Raw genomic sequence first — 18,767 nt, 5'->3', positions numbered from 1 at the left:
ATGACCGCGACCGCTTCCGGCCATCCGGGCCCGGCGCGTCTCACGCCGCGCGACGAGCCGTCGTCCGCCGTACCGGACCTGGCGGCACTGCAACAGCGGGCCGCGCAGCGCGCCGCCGAACGGGCCGGCGGGCGCGACCGGCTGCGCGGGCACATCGTCTGCGACGGCCTGGTGCGCATCTTCAAGACGGAGGGCGTCGAGGTCGTCGCCCTCCAGGGCCTCGACCTGGTCATCGACCGGGGTGAGCTGGTCGCGATCGTCGGCGCCTCCGGCTCCGGCAAGTCGACGCTGCTGAACATCCTGTCCGGACTGGACACCCCCACCGCCGGGATCGCCCGGGTCGCCGACTACGACCTGCTGTCGCTGTCGAACAAGCGGCGGCTGGCGTACCGGCGGGACGTGGTCGGGTTCATCTGGCAGCAGACCGGCCGCAACCTGCTGCCGTACCTGACCGCGCTGGAGAACGTGGAGCTGCCGATGAAGCTGGCCGGACGGGCCGGCGGCGGGCGCAAGCGGCGGGAACGGGCCCGTGAGCTGCTGGACATGGTGGGCGTCGGCTACTGCGCGGACCGCCGGCCGGGCCAGATGAGCGGCGGCGAGCAGCAGCGCTGCGCGGTCGCCGTGGCGGTGGCGAACGATCCGGAGATCCTCTTCGCCGACGAGCCGACGGGCGAGCTGGACGAGGCCACAGGCGCCGAGGTCTTCGCCGCGCTGCGCACCATCAACGCCGAACTGGGGGTCACCATCGTGGTGGTCACCCACGACCACGCCGTGGCCGGCCAGGTCCGCCGTACCGTCGCGATCCGCGACGGCCGGACCGCCTCCGAGGTACGCCGGACCGCGCGCGTGACGGCCGACGGCGGCACCGAGATGGTCAGCGAGGAGTACGCGGTGCTGGACCGCACCGGCCGGATGCAGCTGCCGGCGCAGTTCGTGGAGGCGCTGTCCCTGCGCGACCGGGTCCGGCTCAACCTGGAACCCGACCACGTCGAGGTGCGCCCCGGCGGCCGGGCGCACGGCGAGGAGAGTGAGTGATGACCGACCAGACAGTGGTGCTGCCGGCGGTGCCGGCGTCGGCCGTCGAGGACGTGGTCCGGGTGGAGGGGGTGAGCCGCACCTTCGGCAGGGGCGAGCACGCCGTGCACGCCGTGCGGGACGTCTCGTTCACGGCGGGACGCGGCGAGCTGGTCGCCGTCCGGGGCCGCTCCGGCGCCGGCAAGACCACGCTGCTGAACCTGGTCGGCGGCCTGGACCGCCCGGACTCCGGCCTGATCCGGGTGGCCGGGCACGACGTCACAGCGGCCGGTGAGCGGGAGCTGCTGTCGTTGCGCCGGGGCACGATCGGATTCGTGTTCCAGACGTTCGGCCTGGTCCCGATCCTGTCCGCGGCGGAGAACGTCGGGGTGCCGCTGCGGCTGGCCAAGGTGCCGGCGGCCGAGCGGGAGCAGCGGGTGGCGGTGCTGCTGGAGCTGGTCGGGCTGGGCGGGCACGCCGCGCAGCGCCCGTACGAGCTGTCCGGCGGCCAGCAGCAGCGCGTGGCGGTGGCCCGGGCGCTGGCGAACGAACCGGACCTGCTGATCGCCGACGAGCCGACCGGCCAGCTCGACTCCGAGACCGGACGGTCGATCATGGATCTGCTCCGGGCGGTGGTGCATGCCCGGGGCATGACCGCGCTCGTGGCCACGCACGACCCGGCGCTGATCGAGCTGGCCGACCGGACGCTCACGCTGCGCGACGGCCGGCTCGTCGCGGAGGACTGATCCGGGCGCCGGGCCGCCCGCCGTCGGGTGGCGGCCCGGTGCCGGATCGCGCGCCGTCGGGTGGCGGTCCGGTGCCGGGTCGCGGCCCGGTCAGAGTGCCAGCTTCATGCCCTCGTGGCTGGCGACGAAGCCCAGGTCGCGGTAGAACCGGTGCGCGTCGGCGCGTTGCTTGTCGGTGGTGAGCTGCACCAGCGCGCAGCCGCGCTCGCGGGCCTGGTCGATCGCCCAGCGCATCATCGTCCCGCCCAGCCCGCGACCGCGCCGGTCGGAACGGACCCGCACCGACTCGATCAGGCACCGTTCGGCACCGTGCCGGCCCAGCCCCGGGATGTACGTGAGCTGGAAGCAGCCGACCAGCTCCCCGCCGTCGTCGGCGACGATCAGCTGGTTGCGCGGGTCGGCATCCAGGTCGGCGAAGGCCCGCTCGTACGCCTCGTCCACCTCGGGCAGGTCGCGGGTGCGGCCCAGCACGTCGTCGGCGAGCAGCGCGAGCACGGCGGGCAGGTCGGCGCGGACCGCCTCGCGGAAGGTCACCTCGGTCACCCGGCCAGCCTGGCACAGCGCCTCGTGCCGGTGTGGCCCGGGCGCCCGGCTGGTCTGACGCCGAGGTAGGTGGCGTCATCAGCCGCCGTCCAGCCAGCTCCGCAGCGCCCACCACCAGTGGACGGTCTCCGGCACCGCGCACCGCGCCCCCTCCTCGACCGGCGGCCCGCCGGTCAGCTCCCGCAGCCGCCGCAGCCGGTAGCGCACCGTGTTCGGGTGGACGTGCAGCGCGGCGGCCGTCTGGTCCAGCCGCTGACCGTGGTGCAGCCAGGCGAGCGCGGTGCCGGCCAGCTCCCGGTGGAAGCCGTCGGCCGGGTCGAGCGCGCCGAGCAGCGTGCCCCGCAGCAGCTCGGCCAGCAGCGGCTGGGCGGCGAACGCGGTCTCCCCGGCCAAGTCGGTGACCCGACGCAGCCCGCGCAGCCGCCGGTTCGCCGCCGTGGCCAGCGCCGCCAGGCAGAGCGCGTACATGGCCGGGGCCCGCGCCAGCGGCTGCGCGGGCGCCACAAGCGTCAGGAGGTCGGCCGGTACGGCCTCGGGGGGCCGGGGGAGCAGCCCGGCCAGCCGGTCCCCGACCGTGCCGAGCAGGCCGCCCCGCGCGGTGAGCTGCCGGTGCAGGGCGTACGCCCGGACCGGGTCCGGTGGCGCGGCGACCAGGCAGTGGTAGCGCCCTTCCGGCCGCAGCCCGAACCGGGTCAGCTCGGCCGGGGGCAGGCCCGCGGGGCCGTCACGCAGCAGCCGCCGCAGCAGGTGCGCCCGGGCCGCCGCGCCGGTGCGTACCAGTTCCCGCTCGGCGCTGCGGTGCCCGTCGACCACCGCCCGCTCCACCGCCGCGGCGTACCGGCCGATCGTGAGCAGCCCCTCCAGCAGCACCTCGTCGGGGATGCCGGCGGCCCGGCCGTGCCGGACCACCAGCTCCACCGCCCGGTCCCGCCCGGCCTGCACGCCGCGCAGCAGACCGGCGACGGAGACGCCCTGCGCCGCCCGGTCCGCGCCCAGCCGGCGGGCCTCGGCGAAGTCCCGCCCGGCCGGATCCTCGTGGCGTTCCAGGGCACCGAGACCGCTGGTCAGCAGCAGGACGACCTGGCGGCGTACCTCGTCGGCGGGCAGCCGGGCCACCTCGGGGGAGTCCGCGCGGGCGGCCCGCGCCACCTCGTCGACGGCGGCCGGGTCGGCGGACAGGTCGCGCAGCAGCGCGCCGAACGTGGGGACGTTCCCGGTCCGGGCCACACCGCCTCCCGTTGTCGACGCGGCACAACCGGGCCGCGAGGGCGTTGGCACCAGCTCCCTAGCCCCGGCGGCCGGCCGGTTGCTCTCCTGGTTGTTACCGCAAGGTAACACCGCTCGCGCCACTGAGAAACGTCGATGTTCTGCCGGCTGCCAGGAGGCGTCCATGAAAACCGTGCCACAGCGCCCGTCCCGCTCCCGCCGCCGCGCCGGCCTCGCCGTCCTGGCCGCGCTCGCCCTGGTCGCGCCCACGCCGCTGGTGACGGCCCCCGCGCCGGCCGCCGCCGCGGTCGCGCTCCAGGAGGTGATGTTCGTCGGCAACAACTGGGACGGCACCGCCGACGTCATCAGGTCCCGTGGCGACTACGCCAAGCTCGGCCGGATCAACGTGATCCCGGACCGTGCCGCGCGGCTGCGCGAGATCTACCTCAACCCGATCAAGCTGGCGTTCTTCCTCGGCATCCGGCAGGGCCCGGGAGAGGGGCACGACCAGCTCATCGACGACATGTACACCACGCCGGACGGCACCGCGCTCGTGGTGTCCCGGCCCAGCTTCGCCGACGTCGTCTCGATCGACCTCGCCACGGGTGCGCTGCGCTGGCGGTTCCCGGTCTCCGGCTACCGCGCCGACCACATGGCCGTCTCGCCCGACGGGACCCGCGTCGCGGTCTCCGCGTCCACGTCCAACACGGTGCACGTGCTGGACATCCGCACCGGCGCGCAGCTCGGCTCGTTCGGCGCCGGCGACAAGCCGCACGAGAACGTCTACACCGACGGCGGCACCCGGCTGTGGAACATGTCCATCGGCGAGGTCAACACCGACCTGGACGCGCCGTGGCTCGACTGGACCAAGGGGGACCGCCGCATCACCGTCGCCGACACCAGCACCTACCAGGTGGTCAAGGTGATCGACATGCGGGACCGGCTGGACGCCGCCGGCCGCCGGGACCTCTCCGACGCGGTCCGCCCGGCCGTGTTCACCCCGGACGGCAGCCGGCTCTACTTCCAGGTGTCCTTCTTCAACGGCGTGGTCGAGTACGACGTGGCCACCGACCGGGTCACCCGCGTCGCCACGCTGCCGAAGAACCCGGCCACCAGCGAGGACCGCACCACCTGGGTCAACGACTCCCGCCACCACGGCCTGTCGATGAGCCCCGACGGCACCCGGATCTGCGTCGCCGGCACCATGGACGACTACGCCACCGTGATGGACCGCGCCACGCTGCGGGAGGGCCCGCTGGTGCCCGCGAGCAAGCCGTACTGGGCCACCGTCAGCGGGGACGGCCGGGACTGTGTGATCTCCGAATCCGGCGCGGACCAGGTCACCGCGATCAACTTCGCGACCGGGCAGAAGGTCGCGAGCGTCCCGGTCGGCGACCACCCCCAGCGCGTCCGGATCGGGCACATCCCGGAGGGCTGGACGCCCCCGGCCGCCGGCTGACCGGCGGCCCGGCCGGCGTCCGGACCCCGGCCGCCGGCTGACCGTCACCGGGCGGGGCAGCGCAGCCCCTCCCGGGGGACGGTGAGCGAGATCAGGTACGCGTCGACTGTCGACGTCACGCACGACGTCTGCGGGTAGGCGGTGTGCCCCTCGCCCTCCCAGGTCAGCACCCGTCCCACACCGAGCATGGACGCGAGCGCGGGCGTCTGCTCGTACGGCGTGGCCGGGTCACCTGTGGTGCCGACGACCAGGATCGGCGGGGCACCGTCGGCCCGGCCCGTCGGGTACGGATCCCGCTCGCCGGGCCACTCCACGCAGCCCAGCATCCCCACCGCCAGGGCGGGGCCGAACAGCGGATACTTCTGCCGCCACTGCGACTGCAGCGAGCGGACCTGCTCGCGGGTCGGCTTCTCGGTCTCGTCGGCGCAGTTGACCGCCAGGTTGGCGTCGAACAGGTTGGAGTAGTGCCCGTCGGGTTCGCGGCCCGCGTACGAGTCGGCCAGCTTGAACACGCCGTCCGGGTCACCGCCCTGCAGGTCGTCGATCGCCCGGGCCAGTTCCTGCCAGCCCTGCTCGGTGTAGAGCGAGGAGATCACCGCGTAGAAGACCCACCCGGCGGTGGCCTTGCGGCCGTCCTGCGCACGGACCGGGGAGGCCTTCGCCTTGGCGATCGCGTCCGTGACCGCACCCCGGGCGTCCGGTGCGATCGGGCAGCGGCCGGCGTTCGCCGCGCACCACCTGGTGAAGTTGTCGAACGCCCGCTCGAAGCCCTTCGCCTGGCTCTCCGACCCGGCGATCAGCTTCTGCCGCGGATCGACCGCGCCGTCGAGCACCAGGGCGCGCACGCGCTGCGGGTAGAGCTGCGCGTAGGTGGCGCCGAGCAGCGTGCCGTAGGAGTAGCCGAGGTAGGTCAGCTTGTCGTCGCCGACCGCCGCGCGGACCGCGTCCATGTCCCGCGCGGCCTGCTCGGTGCCGTAGAGCGGGAGCTGGTCGCCGTACTTCGCGCCGCACCGCTCGCCGATGCGCCGGTTGAGCCCGACGAAGCCGTCGAACGACGACTGGCTCTCCGGGTCGGGGTCATAGCCGAAGCTGGCGTCCAGGTCGGCGTCGGAGATGCACTTGACCGGGCTGGACCGGGCCACCCCGCGCGGGTCGAAGCCGACGATGTCGAACCGGTCGGTGACGGCCGTGGGCAGACCGCCGAACGCCGGGCCGAAGGACAGGTAGACGGCGGTGTCGACGCCGGACGCGCCGGGACCGCCCGGGTTGATCACCAGCGAGCCGATCCGGTCGCGCTGCTTGGTCGAGCGGGCCCGGATCAGCGCGATCTCGAACGTCTCGCCGGCGCCCGGCCCGGCGGTCGCGCCGGTGGTGGCCCCGGCGCCCCAGTTACGCGGCACGGCGATCCGGGCGCAGTCGTAGCGCATGTCCGCCGCGCCCCGCCCGACCAGCTCGTCGGGCACCTCCGGGCAGGCCCGCCACTGGGGCGCGGTGCCCGGCGGGGCCGCCTCGCCCTCGCTCTCGGCGCGCGGGGCGAACGCCGGCAGCGTGCAGCCGGCGGTGAGCACCACCGCCGCGACGAACGCGGCCAGGACGGGCCGGAACCGGCGGGTCCGGTCGGGGAAGCGGGTCACGTGGGCGCCCTCCATGATCGTGTCGACCGTCAGGCTACGCCCGGCCGCGGGTGTCACCGACCGTCGCCGCCGGATCGCCGCGCAGCACCTCGTCGACGTCGTAGCGGATCGGGCGGTCGAGCTGGCCGTAGTCGCAGGAGCGGGGATCGCGGTCGGGCCGCCAGCGCAGGAACCGGGCGGTGTGCCGCAGCCGGTCGCCCTCCATCGCGTCGTACGCCACCTCGACCACCAGCGCCGGGCGCAGCGGCTCCCACTCCAGGTTCTTGCCGCCGGTCCACCGGCTCACCCCGCCCGGGATGCGCTGACCCCGCTCGTGGTCGCCGTGCACCCACGGGTGCTCGCCGCCGACGTCGCGGTAGGGCTCCAGTTCGTCGAGCAGCTCCTTGCGGCGGGCCATGGTGAACGAGGAGCTGACGCCGATGTGGTGCAGCACGCCGTCGTCGTCGTAGAGGCCGAGCAGCAGCGAGCCGACCACCGGACCGGACTTGTGCCAGCGGAAACCGGCCACCACCGCGTCCATCGTGCGGGCGTGCTTGACCTTGAACATGAGCCGCTTGCCCGGCTCGTACGGCAGGTCGGCCGGCTTGACGATCAGCCCGTCCAGCCCGGCGCCCTCGAACACGTCGAACCAGCGGCGGGCCGTCTCCGGGTCGGTGGTCACCTGGGTGACGTGCACCGGCGGGCGCACCCCGGACAGCGCCTGCTCCAGCCGCTCGCGGCGCCGGGGATAGGGCTGATCCGTGAGCAGCTCGTCGTCGATCGCCAGCAGGTCGAACGCGACGAAGTCGGCCGGGGTGGTCTCGGCCAGCAGCTTCACCCGGGAGGCGGCCGGGTGGATGCGCTGGGCCAGCAGCTCGAAGTCGAGTCGCGGCTGCCCGCCCGGGCCGTCCCGGCGGATCACGATCAGCTCGCCGTCGACCGCGCACCGGGGCGGGAGCTGCCGCCGGGCCTGCTCGACCACCTCGGGGAAGTAGCGCGTCATCGACTTGCCGCCCCGGCTGGCCAGCTCGACCTCGTCGCCGTCGCGGAACACGATGCAGCGGAAGCCGTCCCACTTCGGCTCGTAGGTCAGGCCGTCATCGGTGGGCAGCTCGGCCACGCTCTTGGCCAGCATCGGCTCGACCGGAGGGTTGATCGGCAGGTCCACGGCGACCAGTCAACCAGACCCCACCGACAGTGGTGAGGCAGATCACCGCCGGTGGCCGGGCGGCGTGTCCCGTCCCGGCCGCGTTCGTCACCGCCGCCCGAATGGTGAAACCGCAGGTCAGAGCTACCGTCGCGGCGTGCCGGAGTGGAGTTGCGGATGCTGCGGGCGCTGGCGGGTCAGCGTCGAGCTGATCCGCGGCCGCTACCGCTACCGGCTGGCGCACCGCTACCCGCCCGAGCACGGCGGCGGCGCGAACGTCCTCGGCGAGGTCGGCTCGGTCGCCGAGCTGGAACGCCTGCTGAAGCGCTACGCCCCGGTCACCCTGGCCGACCTCCGCGAAGCCGCCTGACCGTCGAGATCTTGGTACCAAACGGCCCCCATAGGGGCCCTTTCGTACCAAGATCTCCACCGATCCCACTTCACGGAACGCGAATCTCGCATTGCAGGAGGCACTCCACGTGGCAACCAGCCGAGCGAGGCGCGAGGGGACGGACGCGGGGCGGCGGTGGGGCGAGGCCGGGGCATAGGCTGAGTGGACCGTCCACGGGGGAGGAAAAAGGCCCATGCGGTTCACCGAGTCCGTCGATATCGACGCCGACCTCGACCGGGTCTGGGCGGTGCAGAGCGACGTCGAGCGTTGGCCGGAGTGGACGCCGTCGGTCACCGCCGCCCGCCGGCTGGAACCCGGCCCGCTGGTCCTCGGCGCCACCGCCCGGCTGGAGCAGCCCCGGCTGCGCCCGGCGGTGTGGCGGGTCGTCGAGATCTATCCGCCGTACTCGTTCGCCTGGGAGTCGGCGAGCCCCGGCGTACGCACCCGTGGTGAGCACCGGCTGATCCCGCTGGAGGACGGGCGGACCCGGGCCGAACTGGTCCTGGTGCAGACCGGGCCGCTGGCCGGACCGGTCGGGTTGCTGGCCGGCTCGATGATGCGCCGCTACCTGCGGCAGGAGGCGGACGGCCTCAGGCGCCGCTGCGAGGCCCGCTGACCGGCGCCCGAGCGGACGCTCAGGCTCCGCCGGGAGACCCCGGGGCCGTCTTCTCCAGCACGGCGAGGCGGTTGCCGTTCTCGTCCGGCCGGTGCGACACCACCCGATAGCCGCGGCCGGCGTACAGGGACAGGTTCGCCGCGCTGTCCGCGCCGGTGAACAGCGCGAACCGGGTCACCCGGCCGGCGCAGGCGTGCTCGACGGCGTCCAGCAGCCGCCCGCCGACGCCCCGGCCCTGCTGGTCGGGGGCGACCGAGAGGCGGCCGACGTGGGCGGTGTCGCCGTCGAGGCGGGCGCGTACCGAGCCGACCAGACGGGTGCCGCGCCGGGCGGCGAGCACCACGTCCGGGCCGGCCAGCGCCGCCCGTACCTCGTCCAGCGTCTCGGTCAGCGGGGGCAGGAACACGTCCCGGTAGCGCTGCGCCTCCACCAGGTACGCGGCACGCTGCACGGTGAGGATCTCACCGGCGTCGGCGGGATCGGCGGGGGCGATGGTCACGTCGGTCACCGGCTCAGCTCACCACAGCGCTCCGGTGCGGCCGTACCCTGGCGGGGGTGTTCCCATGAGCGTGGAGGTGGCCGCAGTGCCCGAGCTGACGTACCCGGAGGTGGGCGCGACCCGCGACGGCGGCCTGCCGGCCGGTTACCACCACCTGCGCCACCGGGTGCGGCTGCCGGACGGCGGCTTCCCGGTGGCGGCGGACGCGGTGCTGGGCTGGCGGCTGCACCGCGCGGCCGGTGTGGTGATGCGCGCGGACGCCCCGCGCGCCGCGCCCGGGGTACGGGTCACGCCGGGGCTCGGTGTCGGCCCGGTGCGGCTGTGGGGCCCGACCGAGGTGGTCTGGACGGTGGACGAGCCGGACCGGGCCGGGTTCGGCTACGGCACGCTGCCCGGGCATCCGGAGGTCGGTGAGGAGGCGTTCCTGGTGACCCGGGGCGCCGACGGCGTCTGGTTCGAGGTGACCGCGTTCAGCCGCCCGGCCCACTGGTACGTGCGGGCGGGCGGGCCGGTCGTGCTGGGCTTCCAGCGGGCGTACGCCTGGTGGCTGGGGCGGACGCTGCGGCGGCTGTGCCGGCGGCGCTGAGCGGTCAGTAGCGGGCGAAGGAGCGGATCGGGGCGCGCGGGCCGTACTTCGGTGCCTGGACGCCGGCCGCCTCCAGCAGCACGCACACCCGGCCGCGGTGCCCCCGGAACGGCTCCAGCAGCGCCAGCATCCGGGCGTCGTCGCCGCGCGGCTCCCCGGCCAGCGCCCAGGCCACTGTGTTCGGCACGTGGTAGTCGCCGACGCTCACCGCGTCCGGATCGCCGTACGCGATGCGCACCACCTCGGCGGCGGTCCACGGCCCGATCCCGGGGATCGCGGTGAGCCGCCGGGTGGCCTCGGCCGAGTCGGCGCAGCGTTCCAGCCGGTCCGCGACGGCCGCCGCGCGGCGCAGCGTGTCGGCGCGCCGCTGCTCGACGCCGAACGGGTGGAACACCCAGTACGGCGTGGCCGCCACCGCGGCGGGTTCCGGCGGCAGCAGCAGCGGTTGCAGCGGGCCGGGTGCCGGCTCGCGGAAGTGCCGGACTGTCGCGGCGTACGCCCGGTACGCCTCCTTGCCGGTGACCTTCTGCTCGAAGACGGCCCGCAGCAGCCGGGGGAAGACCTGGCCGGTGGCGGGCATCCGCAGCCCCTGGTGGGTGTGTGCGAGCCGGGCCACCAGCGGGTGCGCGTCGGCGAGCGCGGCGAACCCGGTCAGGTCGTCGCACAGCCCGGCGATCCGGTCGGCCCGGTCGACCACCCAGGCCGCGCCCGGGCCGTACCCCTCGGCCAGCAGCTTCCCGGCCTCCGGACGCAGCGCCAGCGTGGCCGGGCCGTCCGGACTGCGGGTGGCCCACCAGAACGTGCCGGCGGCGATCCGCGCGCACGGGTCGTACGGGCTGAACGTGAGCGCCCGCACCGACGGGGCCAGCCGGTAGCCGGCCGGCGGGCGCAGCGTACGGTGGGCGTCGGGCGAGGTCACCAGGCCACTCTGCCACGCGGCCCAGCCGTGACGCCGGGCACGCCCCCGCGTGCCGGGAGGCGGGCCGATGCCGGTACGCCCCGCCTCCCGGGTCCGCGACGGTGACCGGCCGCGCCCTCCCCGGCGGCGACCGGTCACCGTGTCCTGCGCGTCAGTACGAGTAGTCCGAGCCGCCGCCGGAGCTGTTCGAGCTGCCTGCGGCGGGCGGCGCGACCGCCTTGGGCGTGCCGGTCGGCAGGCAGGTCAGGTTCTTCTTGCCGTTCGGGTCGACCACGAACCAGGTGCCGCCGACGCCCTGGCCCTTCCACTGGCCGGGCTTCTTGTCGCCGATGTACCGGTAGACCGGCCAGCCGCCGATGGTGAGCTGCCGGGTGCCGTCCTGGCGGGTGATGGTGCCGACCTTGTCGTCGGAGACGCCGCGCAGCTGCGGGTTGCCGTCGGTGAGCGACGGCGGCCACACCTCGGCGCACTTGTCCACGCAGTTGGACTGCGGCGGGTCGTCGGAGTCCTTGTCGAACCGGTACAGCACCCAGCCGTCCTGGTCGGTGACGACGCGGCCCATCCGGGGCAGCTTCTTGCCGACCAGCTCGTCGGTGATCTTCACGTTGGCCGGGGGTGCCTTGTCCGCTACCGGCTCCTCGGGAGCCGCCGACGCCTCCGGTTCGGCCGCCGCTGTGGGTTCGGCCGCGGCCACGGCGACCGGCTCGGCCGCGCCCGAGTTCGCCCCGTTGTAGCCTGCGGGGGCGCAGGCCGTAAGTGCGACCATCGCGCTCGCGACGATGACGGTCGTCCGCTTGTGGTGTGCCACGTGCCCTCCTCGTTCTTGGCAGTTCGCCGAGTAGTACGGGCGCGGTGCTGTCAAGGTTGAACCCGCAAGGGTGGCACATTTCACAGTGGACCGATTGAACCGATGGGCGCCGGCATGCGTGCGTCAGCACGAGGGGGTCCGCCGGCCGGGGCACGACACGACGGCGCCGGGTGGCCCAGCCACCCGGCGCCGTCGGCACACCCGGTCAGATGTCGTCCACAGTCACCAGCGTGCTGGCCACCCCGTTCGCGTCGACCGACTGCACCTGGAGCTTGTCGATGTCGCGCACCGGGGCCGAGGTGGACGCGCTCAGCTGCAGCGGAAGCTGGTTCTGGTTCGTCCCGTAGCCGCCGACCGGCACCGACCAGGTGGAGATCACCTCGCTGGTGGCGTTCTTGCGGACCACCACCAGCCGGCACGTGCGCGGCCCCGGCAGGCGGCTGAGCAGCACCCCGATCTGCGTGCCGTACTCCTTGCGGGCCAGCCACATCGTGGTCTGCACGCCGGTCGCCGGGTCGGTCGCGTTGTGCTGGTCGCCCTCGATCTCCTCCGGCCCGCCGACGCCCGGGTCGTTCGGGTTGCCCGGCTCGCCGCTCGGCGCCACGGACGGCACGGCAGGCGTCGGCACCGCCTGCGGCGTCGCCGGCTCGTCGCCGAGCATCCCGGCCGCCGCTGCGCTCGCCCCGCCGAACACCACCACGGCCGCCGCTGTGGCCAGCCACTGCCGCACCCGGGTACGGCGGCGGTCCCGCCGAACCGCCATCAGCGTCCGGTCCAGCAGCGCCGGATCGGTGTGCGTCTGCTCCAGCGCGGCCATCGCCTCGCCGTCGATGCCGGAGAGCAGCCCCACCACCGGGACCATCGTCTCCAGTTCCGCCGCGCAGGCCCAGCAGGTGGCCAGATGCTCCTCGAACCGCTCCGCGTCCTGCTGATCCAGCACGCCGAGCGCGTACGCGGCGACGTCCATGTGGTCGGCCCGGCTCATTCGGTCACCCCCCTCTCCTGCAGAGCCGTGCGCAGCGCGCGCAGCGCGTAGTAGACCCGCGACTTGGCGGTACCGAGCGGAAGCCCCAGCTCCTCGGCCGCCTCCGGCACGGTGCGCCCCCGGAAGTACGTCGCCACCAGGATCTCCCGGTGCGACTGGCTCAGCGTACGCAGCGCGTCCGCTACGGTCATCGTGCGCAGCACCCGGTCGGTGCTGTCCGACTCGGCGAACATGGTCAGATCCCGGTCGTACGTCTCGGGCGGGCGGGCCTGCTCACTGCGGTGCTCGTCGATGGCGATCCGCCGGGCCACGGTGACCAGCCAGGGCCGCAGCGAGCCCTGGCCCTGCACGCCGAGCCGGTGCGCGTTGCGCCAGGCCCGCAGCAGCGTCTCCTGCACGATGTCCTCGGCGCGCTGCCGGTCCCCGCCGGTCAGCCGCATCACGAACATCAGCAGCGGGCCGGCGTGCTCGGCGTACAGCAGACGGATCAGCTGGTCGGAGTGGCTGGCCTCGGCGGAGGTCGCCTGGTGGCGTCCGGGAGCGGGTCGCGGCGGCACCGGGTCATTCTGGCGATCCGTGGACCGGGCGTCGACCCCCCGGCCCGAACGCGAGGCGCGCGAGTGTGGTTGTGCCCGGGCGAACATCCACTCGGGCCGAGCCACCTCGCCGTGCCAGCCGGCCGCCACCGCATGCATGCAGACCTCCGCTGTCCAATGACATCAGCCGGCCCCCCACGGGCATGGCCGCCCGGTGATACGCATCGACCAGCGGATCGGATCAACGTTTGACGGAAAAAATTCCCGGCGGTGGGGGAGTGGAGTCGACGGCGTCCGCGTCGTGGACCACCGCCGCGCCGCCGGTGAACCGGTCCAGCTCGGCGCCGGCCAGCACCCGGCCGGGGAACCAGTCGCCCGCCGCCCGCCGGGTCAGCTCCGGCACCGGCGGCTCCACCCGGGACGCCACCAGCACCAGGTTGCCGTAGCGCCGGCCGCGCAGCACCGCCGCGTCACCGACCAGGCAGGCCCGGGGCAGCACGGTACGCACCGTCGCGACCTGCGCCCGCGCGTGCCGCAGCGGCGGGCCGTCGGCCACGTTCGCCAGGTAGCTGCCGCCGGGCGCGAGCACGCGGGCCACCTCCGCGGCGTACTCCACCGAGGTCAGGTGCGCGGGGGTACGGGCGCCGGCGAACACGTCGGCCACGATCACGTCGTACGCGCCGTCCCGGCTCGACGTCAACGTCGCCCGCGCGTCGGCCACCCGCACCTTCAGGCGCGGATCGGACGGCCAGGGCAACTCCCGGCGGACCAGCTCGACGAGTGCGCCGTCCACCTCGGACACCCGCTGCGTCGAACCGGGCCGGGTGGCCTGCACGTAGCGGGGCAGGGTCAGCGCGCCGCCGCCCAGGTGCAGCACCCGCAGCGGCGTCCCGGCCGGCGCCACCAGGTCCAGCGCGGCGGCCAGCCGCCGGACGTACTCGAACTCCAGGTGCGACGGGTCCGTCAGGTCCACGTGCGACTGCGGCGCGCCGTCCAGCAGCAGCGTCCACGAGCCCGGGCGGTCCACGTCCGGCACCAGTTCGGCCCGCCCCGTGTCGACGTCGGCCGCCACCCGGTCGGCGTCGCGTCGCCGGCCCATCAGCGCCGCATCCCGCGCGCCGCGGCGGTGAGCACCCGGTGCAGCAGCCGCGCGTCGCCGAGCATCCCGCGCAGCCGGCGTTCCAGCCCGGCGATCGGCACCAGGTTCTGCGGGGCACGCGGATCCTTGTACGGGGTGGAGGCGAACCGGGGCAGCGTCACCAGCGACAGGTCGGCCAGCGCGATCGCCTCCGGCACGGTCAGGTCGGCCGAGCACTCCACCCGCACGATGCCCGCCCAGGGCGCGCCGGCACGCACCGGCAGTCGCAGATACCACGACCAGCCGCCCCACGCCGTGCCCAGCCGGAACACCGGGCACCGCTCGCCCGGCGCCAGCCCGGTCACCACAGCTGTCAGCCGGGCGTCGAGGTACTGGCTGTGCTGCGTCTTGATGTACCCGAGCGTGCGCGGCAGGTTGCGCCGGCTGCGCAGCGGGCCGTCCACCACCAGCAGGTCGCCGTCGGTGCGTACCGCGTCGGAGACGGCCACCTCCAGCGCGGTCAGCGGCGCCTGCACCGCCGCCGGCAGCTTGCTCAGCTCGCCGGTGCCGCTGACCCGGTGCACCGGGTAACGGACCGAGCCGGCGATCACGTCCTGCGCCGACGGGCTCGCCGTGAACAACCCCCGGCCCACCCGGGAACCGGCCATCTCGGCGGCGCCCCGGTCCAGGTCGCAGCGCACCACACCGGCCGCGTACGACGCGGCGATGCCGGGGAACGAGCCGCCGTCCTCCTCGGCCGTCCAGACGCTGGCGTCGATCCGGCGTACCCCGTCGACGAGCAGCACCACGTCCGGCGCCCGCACGCCCGCGCGGGGGCCGACGGCCCGCCAGTCGGTGGCCGGCAGCTCGACGTCGGCGTCGACCTGGGCGCTGCTCGGCGCGGCCGGCCCGGACCCGCCCGCCGCCTCGAACGACGCGCCGTACGCCGGATCCCAGGCGTCGACGAAGAACGCCGGCGACTGTGACGTCACAGGCCGGTCCGTTCCACGCGGGCCGTCCGCGCGTCCTTGCGGACCTCGAACCGGACCGGGATGCGCTCGGCCAGCGCCGGCACGTGGGTGACCACGCCGACCATCCGGTCACCCCGGGCGGCCAGGTTCTCCAGCGTCGCCGCGACCGTGTCGAGCGTCGCCGCGTCGAGCGTGCCGAAGCCCTCGTCCAGCACGATCGACTCCAGGCTGGCGGCCGTGGTGGACATGCCGGCGAGCTGCTCGGACAGCGCCAGCGCGAGCGCCAGCGACGCCTGGAACGTCTCCCCGCCGGACAGCGTCCGCACCCCGCGCCGCAGCCCGGCGTCGTGGTGGTCGACCACGAAGAACTCACCCTTGTCGTGCACCAGGTCGTACTGCCCGCCGGACAGCTCCCGCAGGATCCGCGACGCGCCGTCGACGAGCAGGTCCAGCGCCTCGGTGAGCAGCCAGCGCTCGAAGTTGTTCGCCCGCAGGTGCGAGGCGAGCGCCCGCGCCACCCGCGCCTCGTGCTCGTGCCCGGCCCGCTGCTCCCGCAGCCCGGCGGCCTGCTCCCGGCGCTCGTCGAGGCGGCGCAACTCCGCCTCGGCCCGCTCCACCGCCACCGCCACGTCGCGCGGCGCGTCCTGCGGCGCGTCCAGCCCGGCAGCGGTGAACAACGCCGCGATACCGTCGGCGACCTCGGCCGCCGCCCGCTGCGCCGCCTCCACCGACGCGGCCAGCCCGTCCCGCTCCGTGCGCCGCGCCTGTGCCTGCTCGCCGGCCCAGCCGGCCAGCGCCGCCCACGCGGCTGCGACGTCGTCCCGGTCGGCGGCCGGCGGCCCGAACCGGGCCAGCCCGTCGCGTACCGCGTCGAAGTCACGCCAGGCCCGGCGCAGCCGCTCCTGCGCGGCGTCGAGTGCGCCCCGCGCCCGCCGGGCCGCCTCCCGCCCGGCCCGCACCGCGCCGGCCGCCTCCTCCAGCGCGGTACGCAGCCGCGCGTGCTCGGCCAGCGACTCGCGCAGCCGCTCCGGCGCGGGCGCGTCCGCGAGCTGCTCGTCCAGCTCGGCCAGGCGCGCGCCGAGCTGGTCGTGCTGGGTCCGGGCGCGCAGCAGCACCCGGTCCAGGTCGCGCGCCGCCGCGTCCCGTTCCTGCACCACCCGCTTGGCCGCCTCGCTCGCCGCCCGCGCCGCCTTGCCCGCCTCGATCGCCCGGCTCACCGCCGAACCCTTCGGCACCGCCGGCACGGAGGTGACGGTCTGCTCGCACACCGGGCACGGCGCGCCGCCGACCAGGTGCGCCCGCAACGCCACCGCCTGGTCGGCGGCCTTGGCCTCCTCGTGCGCGCGGAACGCCGACTCCAGCTCCACCTCGGCCCGCTGCGCGTCCGCCCGCGCCGCCGCCAGCGCCTCCACCGCCGCGTCGTGCTCGGTCCGCGCCGCGTCCACCGCCGCGCGGACCGTCGCCGCCTCCGCGGTCAGCCGGTCCCGGTCCGCGTACGCCTTCAGGTGCAACCGCAGCGCGCTCTCGTCACCGGCGGCGGCCAGCTCCCCGCGCAGCTTCTCCTCCCGCTCCTCGGCCAGCCCGACCGCGCCCGCCGCCTCGTCGGCGGCGATCCGCGCCTGCGCCACCGCCCGCGCCAGCTCGGCGGTGCCGTCCGGCGGCCGGACCCCGGCCAGCACACCCAGCTCGGCGTCGAGGGCGGCCAGCGCCGCGGCCCGCTCACCCGCCGTCGCCCGGGCCCGCTCCCACTCCGGTACGGCGGCAGCGACCGCAGCGGCCAGCTCCCGCATCGCGTCCACCCGCTCCCGGGCGGCGGTCAGGCTCTCGTCGTCGACGTCGGCGAGCCCGCCGAGCATCTTGTCGACGGTCTCCAGCTTCGCCTCGGCCTGCGCGGCCCGCTCGACCGCCTTCTTCTGCACCTCCTCGTAGACGCCCAGCCCGAGCAGGTTCACCAGGATCTGCTGGCGGGTGGCCGGCTTGGCGTGCAGGAAGTCCGCGAACTGCCCCTGCGGCAGCACCACGCAGGAGGTGAACTGCTCGTACGGCAGCCCCACCGCGTCCAGCACCGCCTGCTCCATCTCGGCCGGCGTGCCGGCCACCACCTCGCCCAGGTCCTCCGGGCTGAGCCCGGTGTCGAGCTTGGTGACGTCGAACCCCGGCGGCATGAGCTGGAGACCGGCGTTCGCCGTCTTCACGGTGCCCCGGCCGTCGCGGCGCACCACCCGGGTCGCCACGTACCGGTCCCCGGCGGACTCGAACACCAGCCGGACCCGCGCCTCGGTCGCCGACGGCGCCAGCGCGTTCGCCAGCCCCCGGGTGCCGCCCCAGCGCGGCACCGTGCCGTAGAGCGCGAAACAGATCGCGTCGAGCACCGTCGACTTGCCCGAACCGGTCGGCCCGACCAGCGCGAAGAAGTCGGCGTCGGTGAAGTCGACTGTCGTCTCGTCGCGGAACACCGTGAACCCGGCCATGTCCAGTCGCATCGGCCGCATCAGTGCTCCACCTCCTCGAGCAGCTCGTCGAAGAGTTCCCGGACACCCTCGTCGGCGTGCCCCCGGCTGTCCAGGTAGTCGCCGAACAACTCACCCGGCGACCGGCCGGCCCGCTGGGCGGTACGCGTCCCGCTGCCCGGCGCGGGCACCAGCTCCGGGTCGATCCGGATCTCCAGCGCCCGGGGCAGCAGCTCCTGCACCTCCTCGCGCAACCCGGCCCGGGGCTGCTCCCGGACGTAGACGCGCAGCCAGCCCTCCGGCGCCTCGATCTCGGCGAGCTGCGCGAGCGTGCCGCGGACCGTGCGCAGCGGCACCGCGCCCGGCACCGGCACCTCGCGGATGCGGGCGGCCGTGGTCGCGGTGACCTCCACGATCGTCACCGAGCAGACGTTCTCCTGCTCACCGAAGTCGACGGCGAGCGGGCTGCCGCTGTAGCGGATCGGGCACGGGCCGATGACCCGCTGCGAGCGGTGCAGGTGACCGAGCGCCACGTAGTGCGCGTTGCCGGGGAAGACCGTCGCCGGCACGGCGTATCCGAGCACCGTGTGCGCGTCCCGCTCGCCGCCGCCGGTGCTCGCCCCGACCACAGTGAGGTGCGCGGTCACCAGGTGCACCCGGTCCGGCTCGGTGAACCCCTCGGCGAGCCGGTCCAGCACCCGGCCCAGGTGGTCCGCGTACGTCTGGTTGGCCTCGGCCGGGGTGAGCGTGTACATCTCCACCGCGCGTACCGCGTACCGCTGGGACAGGAACGGCAGCGCGGCGAGCCGCCAGCGCTCCCCGCCGGCGGTGACCCCGTCGACGACGTGTTCGTCCGGGTTCTCCCGGACGCTGCCGCGCAGCGTGATCCCGGCGGCCTCGGCCCACGGGCGCAGCGCGTCCAGCGCCGCGCCGTTGTCGTGGTTGCCGCCGATCGCCACCACGTCGGCCCCGGTGCGCCGCAGCGCGGTGAGCGCCCGGGTGACCAGCCGGGTCGCCTCCGGGGTCGGCGCGGCGGTGTCGTACAGGTCACCGGCGACGATCACCAGGTCGGGCCGCTCACGCTGGGCGATCTCGATCACCTGGGCGAGGACCTGCTTGTGCTCCTCGGCCCGGGACTGCCCCTTGAGGACCTTGCCGACGTGCCAGTCGGAGGTGTGCAGGATCTTCATGTGGGTGCCG

19 protein-coding genes are annotated in these 18,767 nt (G+C 75.1%); 6 read left to right on the top strand and 13 right to left on the bottom strand.

Translation table 11 applies throughout. From position 1 onward, the window contains the following. Both Q3W68_RS00290 and Q3W68_RS00285 read left to right on the top strand, forming a co-directional pair. Positions 1-1,035: an ABC transporter ATP-binding protein gene (locus tag Q3W68_RS00290; protein ID WP_302903563.1), complete on the top strand. Its 1,035-nt coding sequence runs from the start codon at positions 1-3 to the stop codon at positions 1,033-1,035. Then, on the top strand, positions 1,035-1,760 hold the full coding sequence (locus tag Q3W68_RS00285; RefSeq protein ID WP_302903562.1) for an ABC transporter ATP-binding protein: 726 nt from the start codon (positions 1,035-1,037) through the stop codon (positions 1,758-1,760). The genes Q3W68_RS00290 and Q3W68_RS00285 overlap by 1 nt, the downstream gene beginning before the upstream one ends. Before the next feature lie 90 nt (positions 1,761-1,850). On the opposite strand, the gene Q3W68_RS00280 is transcribed toward Q3W68_RS00285, so the two are convergent. Next, on the bottom strand, positions 1,851-2,303 hold the full coding sequence (locus tag Q3W68_RS00280) for a GNAT family N-acetyltransferase (RefSeq protein WP_302903561.1): 453 nt from the start codon (positions 2,301-2,303) through the stop codon (positions 1,851-1,853). 78 nt (positions 2,304-2,381) lie between these two features. After that, the gene (locus Q3W68_RS00275) at positions 2,382-3,530 is read right to left on the bottom strand and encodes a helix-turn-helix domain-containing protein (RefSeq protein WP_302903560.1); all 1,149 of its coding nucleotides are present in this window, start codon (positions 3,528-3,530) and stop codon (positions 2,382-2,384) included. A 163-nt stretch (positions 3,531-3,693) separates the two neighbouring features. Here Q3W68_RS00275 and Q3W68_RS00270 point away from each other — a divergent pair, with 163 nt between their 5' ends. Beyond that, positions 3,694-4,968, top strand: a complete 1,275-nt coding sequence (locus Q3W68_RS00270; protein ID WP_302903559.1) for a YncE family protein — start codon at positions 3,694-3,696, stop codon at positions 4,966-4,968. Positions 4,969-5,012: 44 nt separating this feature from the next. Here the strand turns inward: Q3W68_RS00270 and Q3W68_RS00265 are convergent, their stop codons facing one another. Beyond that, positions 5,013-6,617, bottom strand: coding sequence for an alpha/beta hydrolase (locus tag Q3W68_RS00265; protein WP_302904914.1), 1,605 nt, complete (start codon positions 6,615-6,617; stop codon positions 5,013-5,015). Positions 6,618-6,636: 19 nt separating this feature from the next. Further along, positions 6,637-7,749, bottom strand: coding sequence for an ATP-dependent DNA ligase (locus Q3W68_RS00260; protein WP_302903558.1), 1,113 nt, complete (start codon positions 7,747-7,749; stop codon positions 6,637-6,639). A gap of 136 nt (positions 7,750-7,885) precedes the next feature. On the opposite strand from Q3W68_RS00260, the gene Q3W68_RS00255 reads away from it, so the two are divergent. Both Q3W68_RS00255 and Q3W68_RS00250 read left to right on the top strand, forming a co-directional pair. Next, positions 7,886-8,098 (top strand): hypothetical protein, encoded by a 213-nt coding sequence (locus tag Q3W68_RS00255; RefSeq protein ID WP_302903557.1) that lies wholly within the window; start codon positions 7,886-7,888, stop codon positions 8,096-8,098. 214 nt (positions 8,099-8,312) lie between these two features. Then, positions 8,313-8,735, top strand: a complete 423-nt coding sequence (locus Q3W68_RS00250) for an SRPBCC family protein (protein ID WP_302903556.1) — start codon at positions 8,313-8,315, stop codon at positions 8,733-8,735. A gap of 19 nt (positions 8,736-8,754) precedes the next feature. Here the strand turns inward: Q3W68_RS00250 and Q3W68_RS00245 are convergent, their stop codons facing one another. After that, entirely contained in the window at positions 8,755-9,243 is a 489-nt protein-coding gene (locus Q3W68_RS00245; protein WP_302903555.1) for a GNAT family N-acetyltransferase, read from the bottom strand. A 55-nt stretch (positions 9,244-9,298) separates the two neighbouring features. On the opposite strand from Q3W68_RS00245, the gene Q3W68_RS00240 reads away from it, so the two are divergent. Then, positions 9,299-9,820, top strand: coding sequence for a DUF1990 family protein (locus tag Q3W68_RS00240; RefSeq protein ID WP_252450809.1), 522 nt, complete (start codon positions 9,299-9,301; stop codon positions 9,818-9,820). 4 nt (positions 9,821-9,824) lie between these two features. On the opposite strand, the gene Q3W68_RS00235 is transcribed toward Q3W68_RS00240, so the two are convergent. The 8 genes from Q3W68_RS00235 to Q3W68_RS00200 form a co-directional block, all read right to left on the bottom strand. Continuing rightward, positions 9,825-10,739 (bottom strand): DNA-3-methyladenine glycosylase, encoded by a 915-nt coding sequence (locus Q3W68_RS00235; RefSeq protein WP_302903554.1) that lies wholly within the window; start codon positions 10,737-10,739, stop codon positions 9,825-9,827. Positions 10,740-10,890: 151 nt separating this feature from the next. After that, a complete protein-coding gene (locus Q3W68_RS00230) occupies positions 10,891-11,547 on the bottom strand; it encodes a hypothetical protein (RefSeq protein WP_302903553.1) in 657 nt (218 codons plus the stop codon). 205 nt (positions 11,548-11,752) lie between these two features. Next, complete coding sequence (locus Q3W68_RS00225; RefSeq protein ID WP_302903552.1) at positions 11,753-12,532, bottom strand: anti-sigma factor; 780 nt, start codon at positions 12,530-12,532, stop codon at positions 11,753-11,755. Next, a complete protein-coding gene (locus tag Q3W68_RS00220; protein ID WP_013284847.1) occupies positions 12,529-13,227 on the bottom strand; it encodes a sigma-70 family RNA polymerase sigma factor in 699 nt (232 codons plus the stop codon). Before Q3W68_RS00220 ends, Q3W68_RS00225 begins: the two co-directional genes overlap by 4 nt. 82 nt (positions 13,228-13,309) lie before the next feature. After that, positions 13,310-14,167 (bottom strand): spermidine synthase, encoded by an 858-nt coding sequence (locus tag Q3W68_RS00215; RefSeq protein WP_302903551.1) that lies wholly within the window; start codon positions 14,165-14,167, stop codon positions 13,310-13,312. Next, entirely contained in the window at positions 14,167-15,138 is a 972-nt protein-coding gene (locus tag Q3W68_RS00210; protein WP_302903550.1) for a hypothetical protein, read from the bottom strand. Before Q3W68_RS00210 ends, Q3W68_RS00215 begins: the two co-directional genes overlap by 1 nt. Beyond that, the gene (locus tag Q3W68_RS00205; protein ID WP_302903549.1) at positions 15,135-17,609 is read right to left on the bottom strand and encodes an SMC family ATPase; all 2,475 of its coding nucleotides are present in this window, start codon (positions 17,607-17,609) and stop codon (positions 15,135-15,137) included. The genes Q3W68_RS00210 and Q3W68_RS00205 overlap by 4 nt, the downstream gene beginning before the upstream one ends. Continuing rightward, positions 17,609-18,757: an exonuclease SbcCD subunit D gene (locus tag Q3W68_RS00200; protein ID WP_302903548.1), complete on the bottom strand. Its 1,149-nt coding sequence runs from the start codon at positions 18,755-18,757 to the stop codon at positions 17,609-17,611. The genes Q3W68_RS00205 and Q3W68_RS00200 overlap by 1 nt, the downstream gene beginning before the upstream one ends. Positions 18,758-18,767 lie beyond the last annotated feature (10 nt).

This window comes from Micromonospora sp. C28ISP2-4 (assembly GCF_030519385.1).
In the GTDB taxonomy this organism is placed as follows: Bacteria; Actinomycetota; Actinomycetes; order Mycobacteriales; family Micromonosporaceae; genus Micromonospora; species Micromonospora tulbaghiae.
This window is presented reverse-complemented; position numbering and strand designations above follow the sequence as displayed.

Bases quoted from the DNA above. Each gene is read 5' to 3' on its own strand.
- Q3W68_RS00285 (WP_302903562.1), top strand. From the start codon at position 1,035: ATGACCGACCAGACAGTGGTGCTGCCGGCGGTGCCGGCGTCGGCCGTC.
- Q3W68_RS00240 (WP_252450809.1), top strand. From the start codon at position 9,299: ATGAGCGTGGAGGTGGCCGCAGTGCCCGAGCTGACGTACCCGGAGGTG.
- Q3W68_RS00205 (WP_302903549.1), bottom strand. From the start codon at position 17,609: ATGCGGCCGATGCGACTGGACATGGCCGGGTTCACGGTGTTCCGCGAC.
- Q3W68_RS00265 (WP_302904914.1), bottom strand. From the start codon at position 6,617: ATGGAGGGCGCCCACGTGACCCGCTTCCCCGACCGGACCCGCCGGTTC.
- Q3W68_RS00225 (WP_302903552.1), bottom strand. From the start codon at position 12,532: ATGAGCCGGGCCGACCACATGGACGTCGCCGCGTACGCGCTCGGCGTG.
- Q3W68_RS00215 (WP_302903551.1), bottom strand. From the start codon at position 14,167: ATGGGCCGGCGACGCGACGCCGACCGGGTGGCGGCCGACGTCGACACG.
- Q3W68_RS00220 (WP_013284847.1), bottom strand. From the start codon at position 13,227: ATGCATGCGGTGGCGGCCGGCTGGCACGGCGAGGTGGCTCGGCCCGAG.
- Q3W68_RS00290 (WP_302903563.1), top strand. From the start codon at position 1: ATGACCGCGACCGCTTCCGGCCATCCGGGCCCGGCGCGTCTCACGCCG.
- Q3W68_RS00200 (WP_302903548.1), bottom strand. From the start codon at position 18,757: ATGAAGATCCTGCACACCTCCGACTGGCACGTCGGCAAGGTCCTCAAG.
- Q3W68_RS00270 (WP_302903559.1), top strand. From the start codon at position 3,694: ATGAAAACCGTGCCACAGCGCCCGTCCCGCTCCCGCCGCCGCGCCGGC.
- Q3W68_RS00250 (WP_302903556.1), top strand. From the start codon at position 8,313: ATGCGGTTCACCGAGTCCGTCGATATCGACGCCGACCTCGACCGGGTC.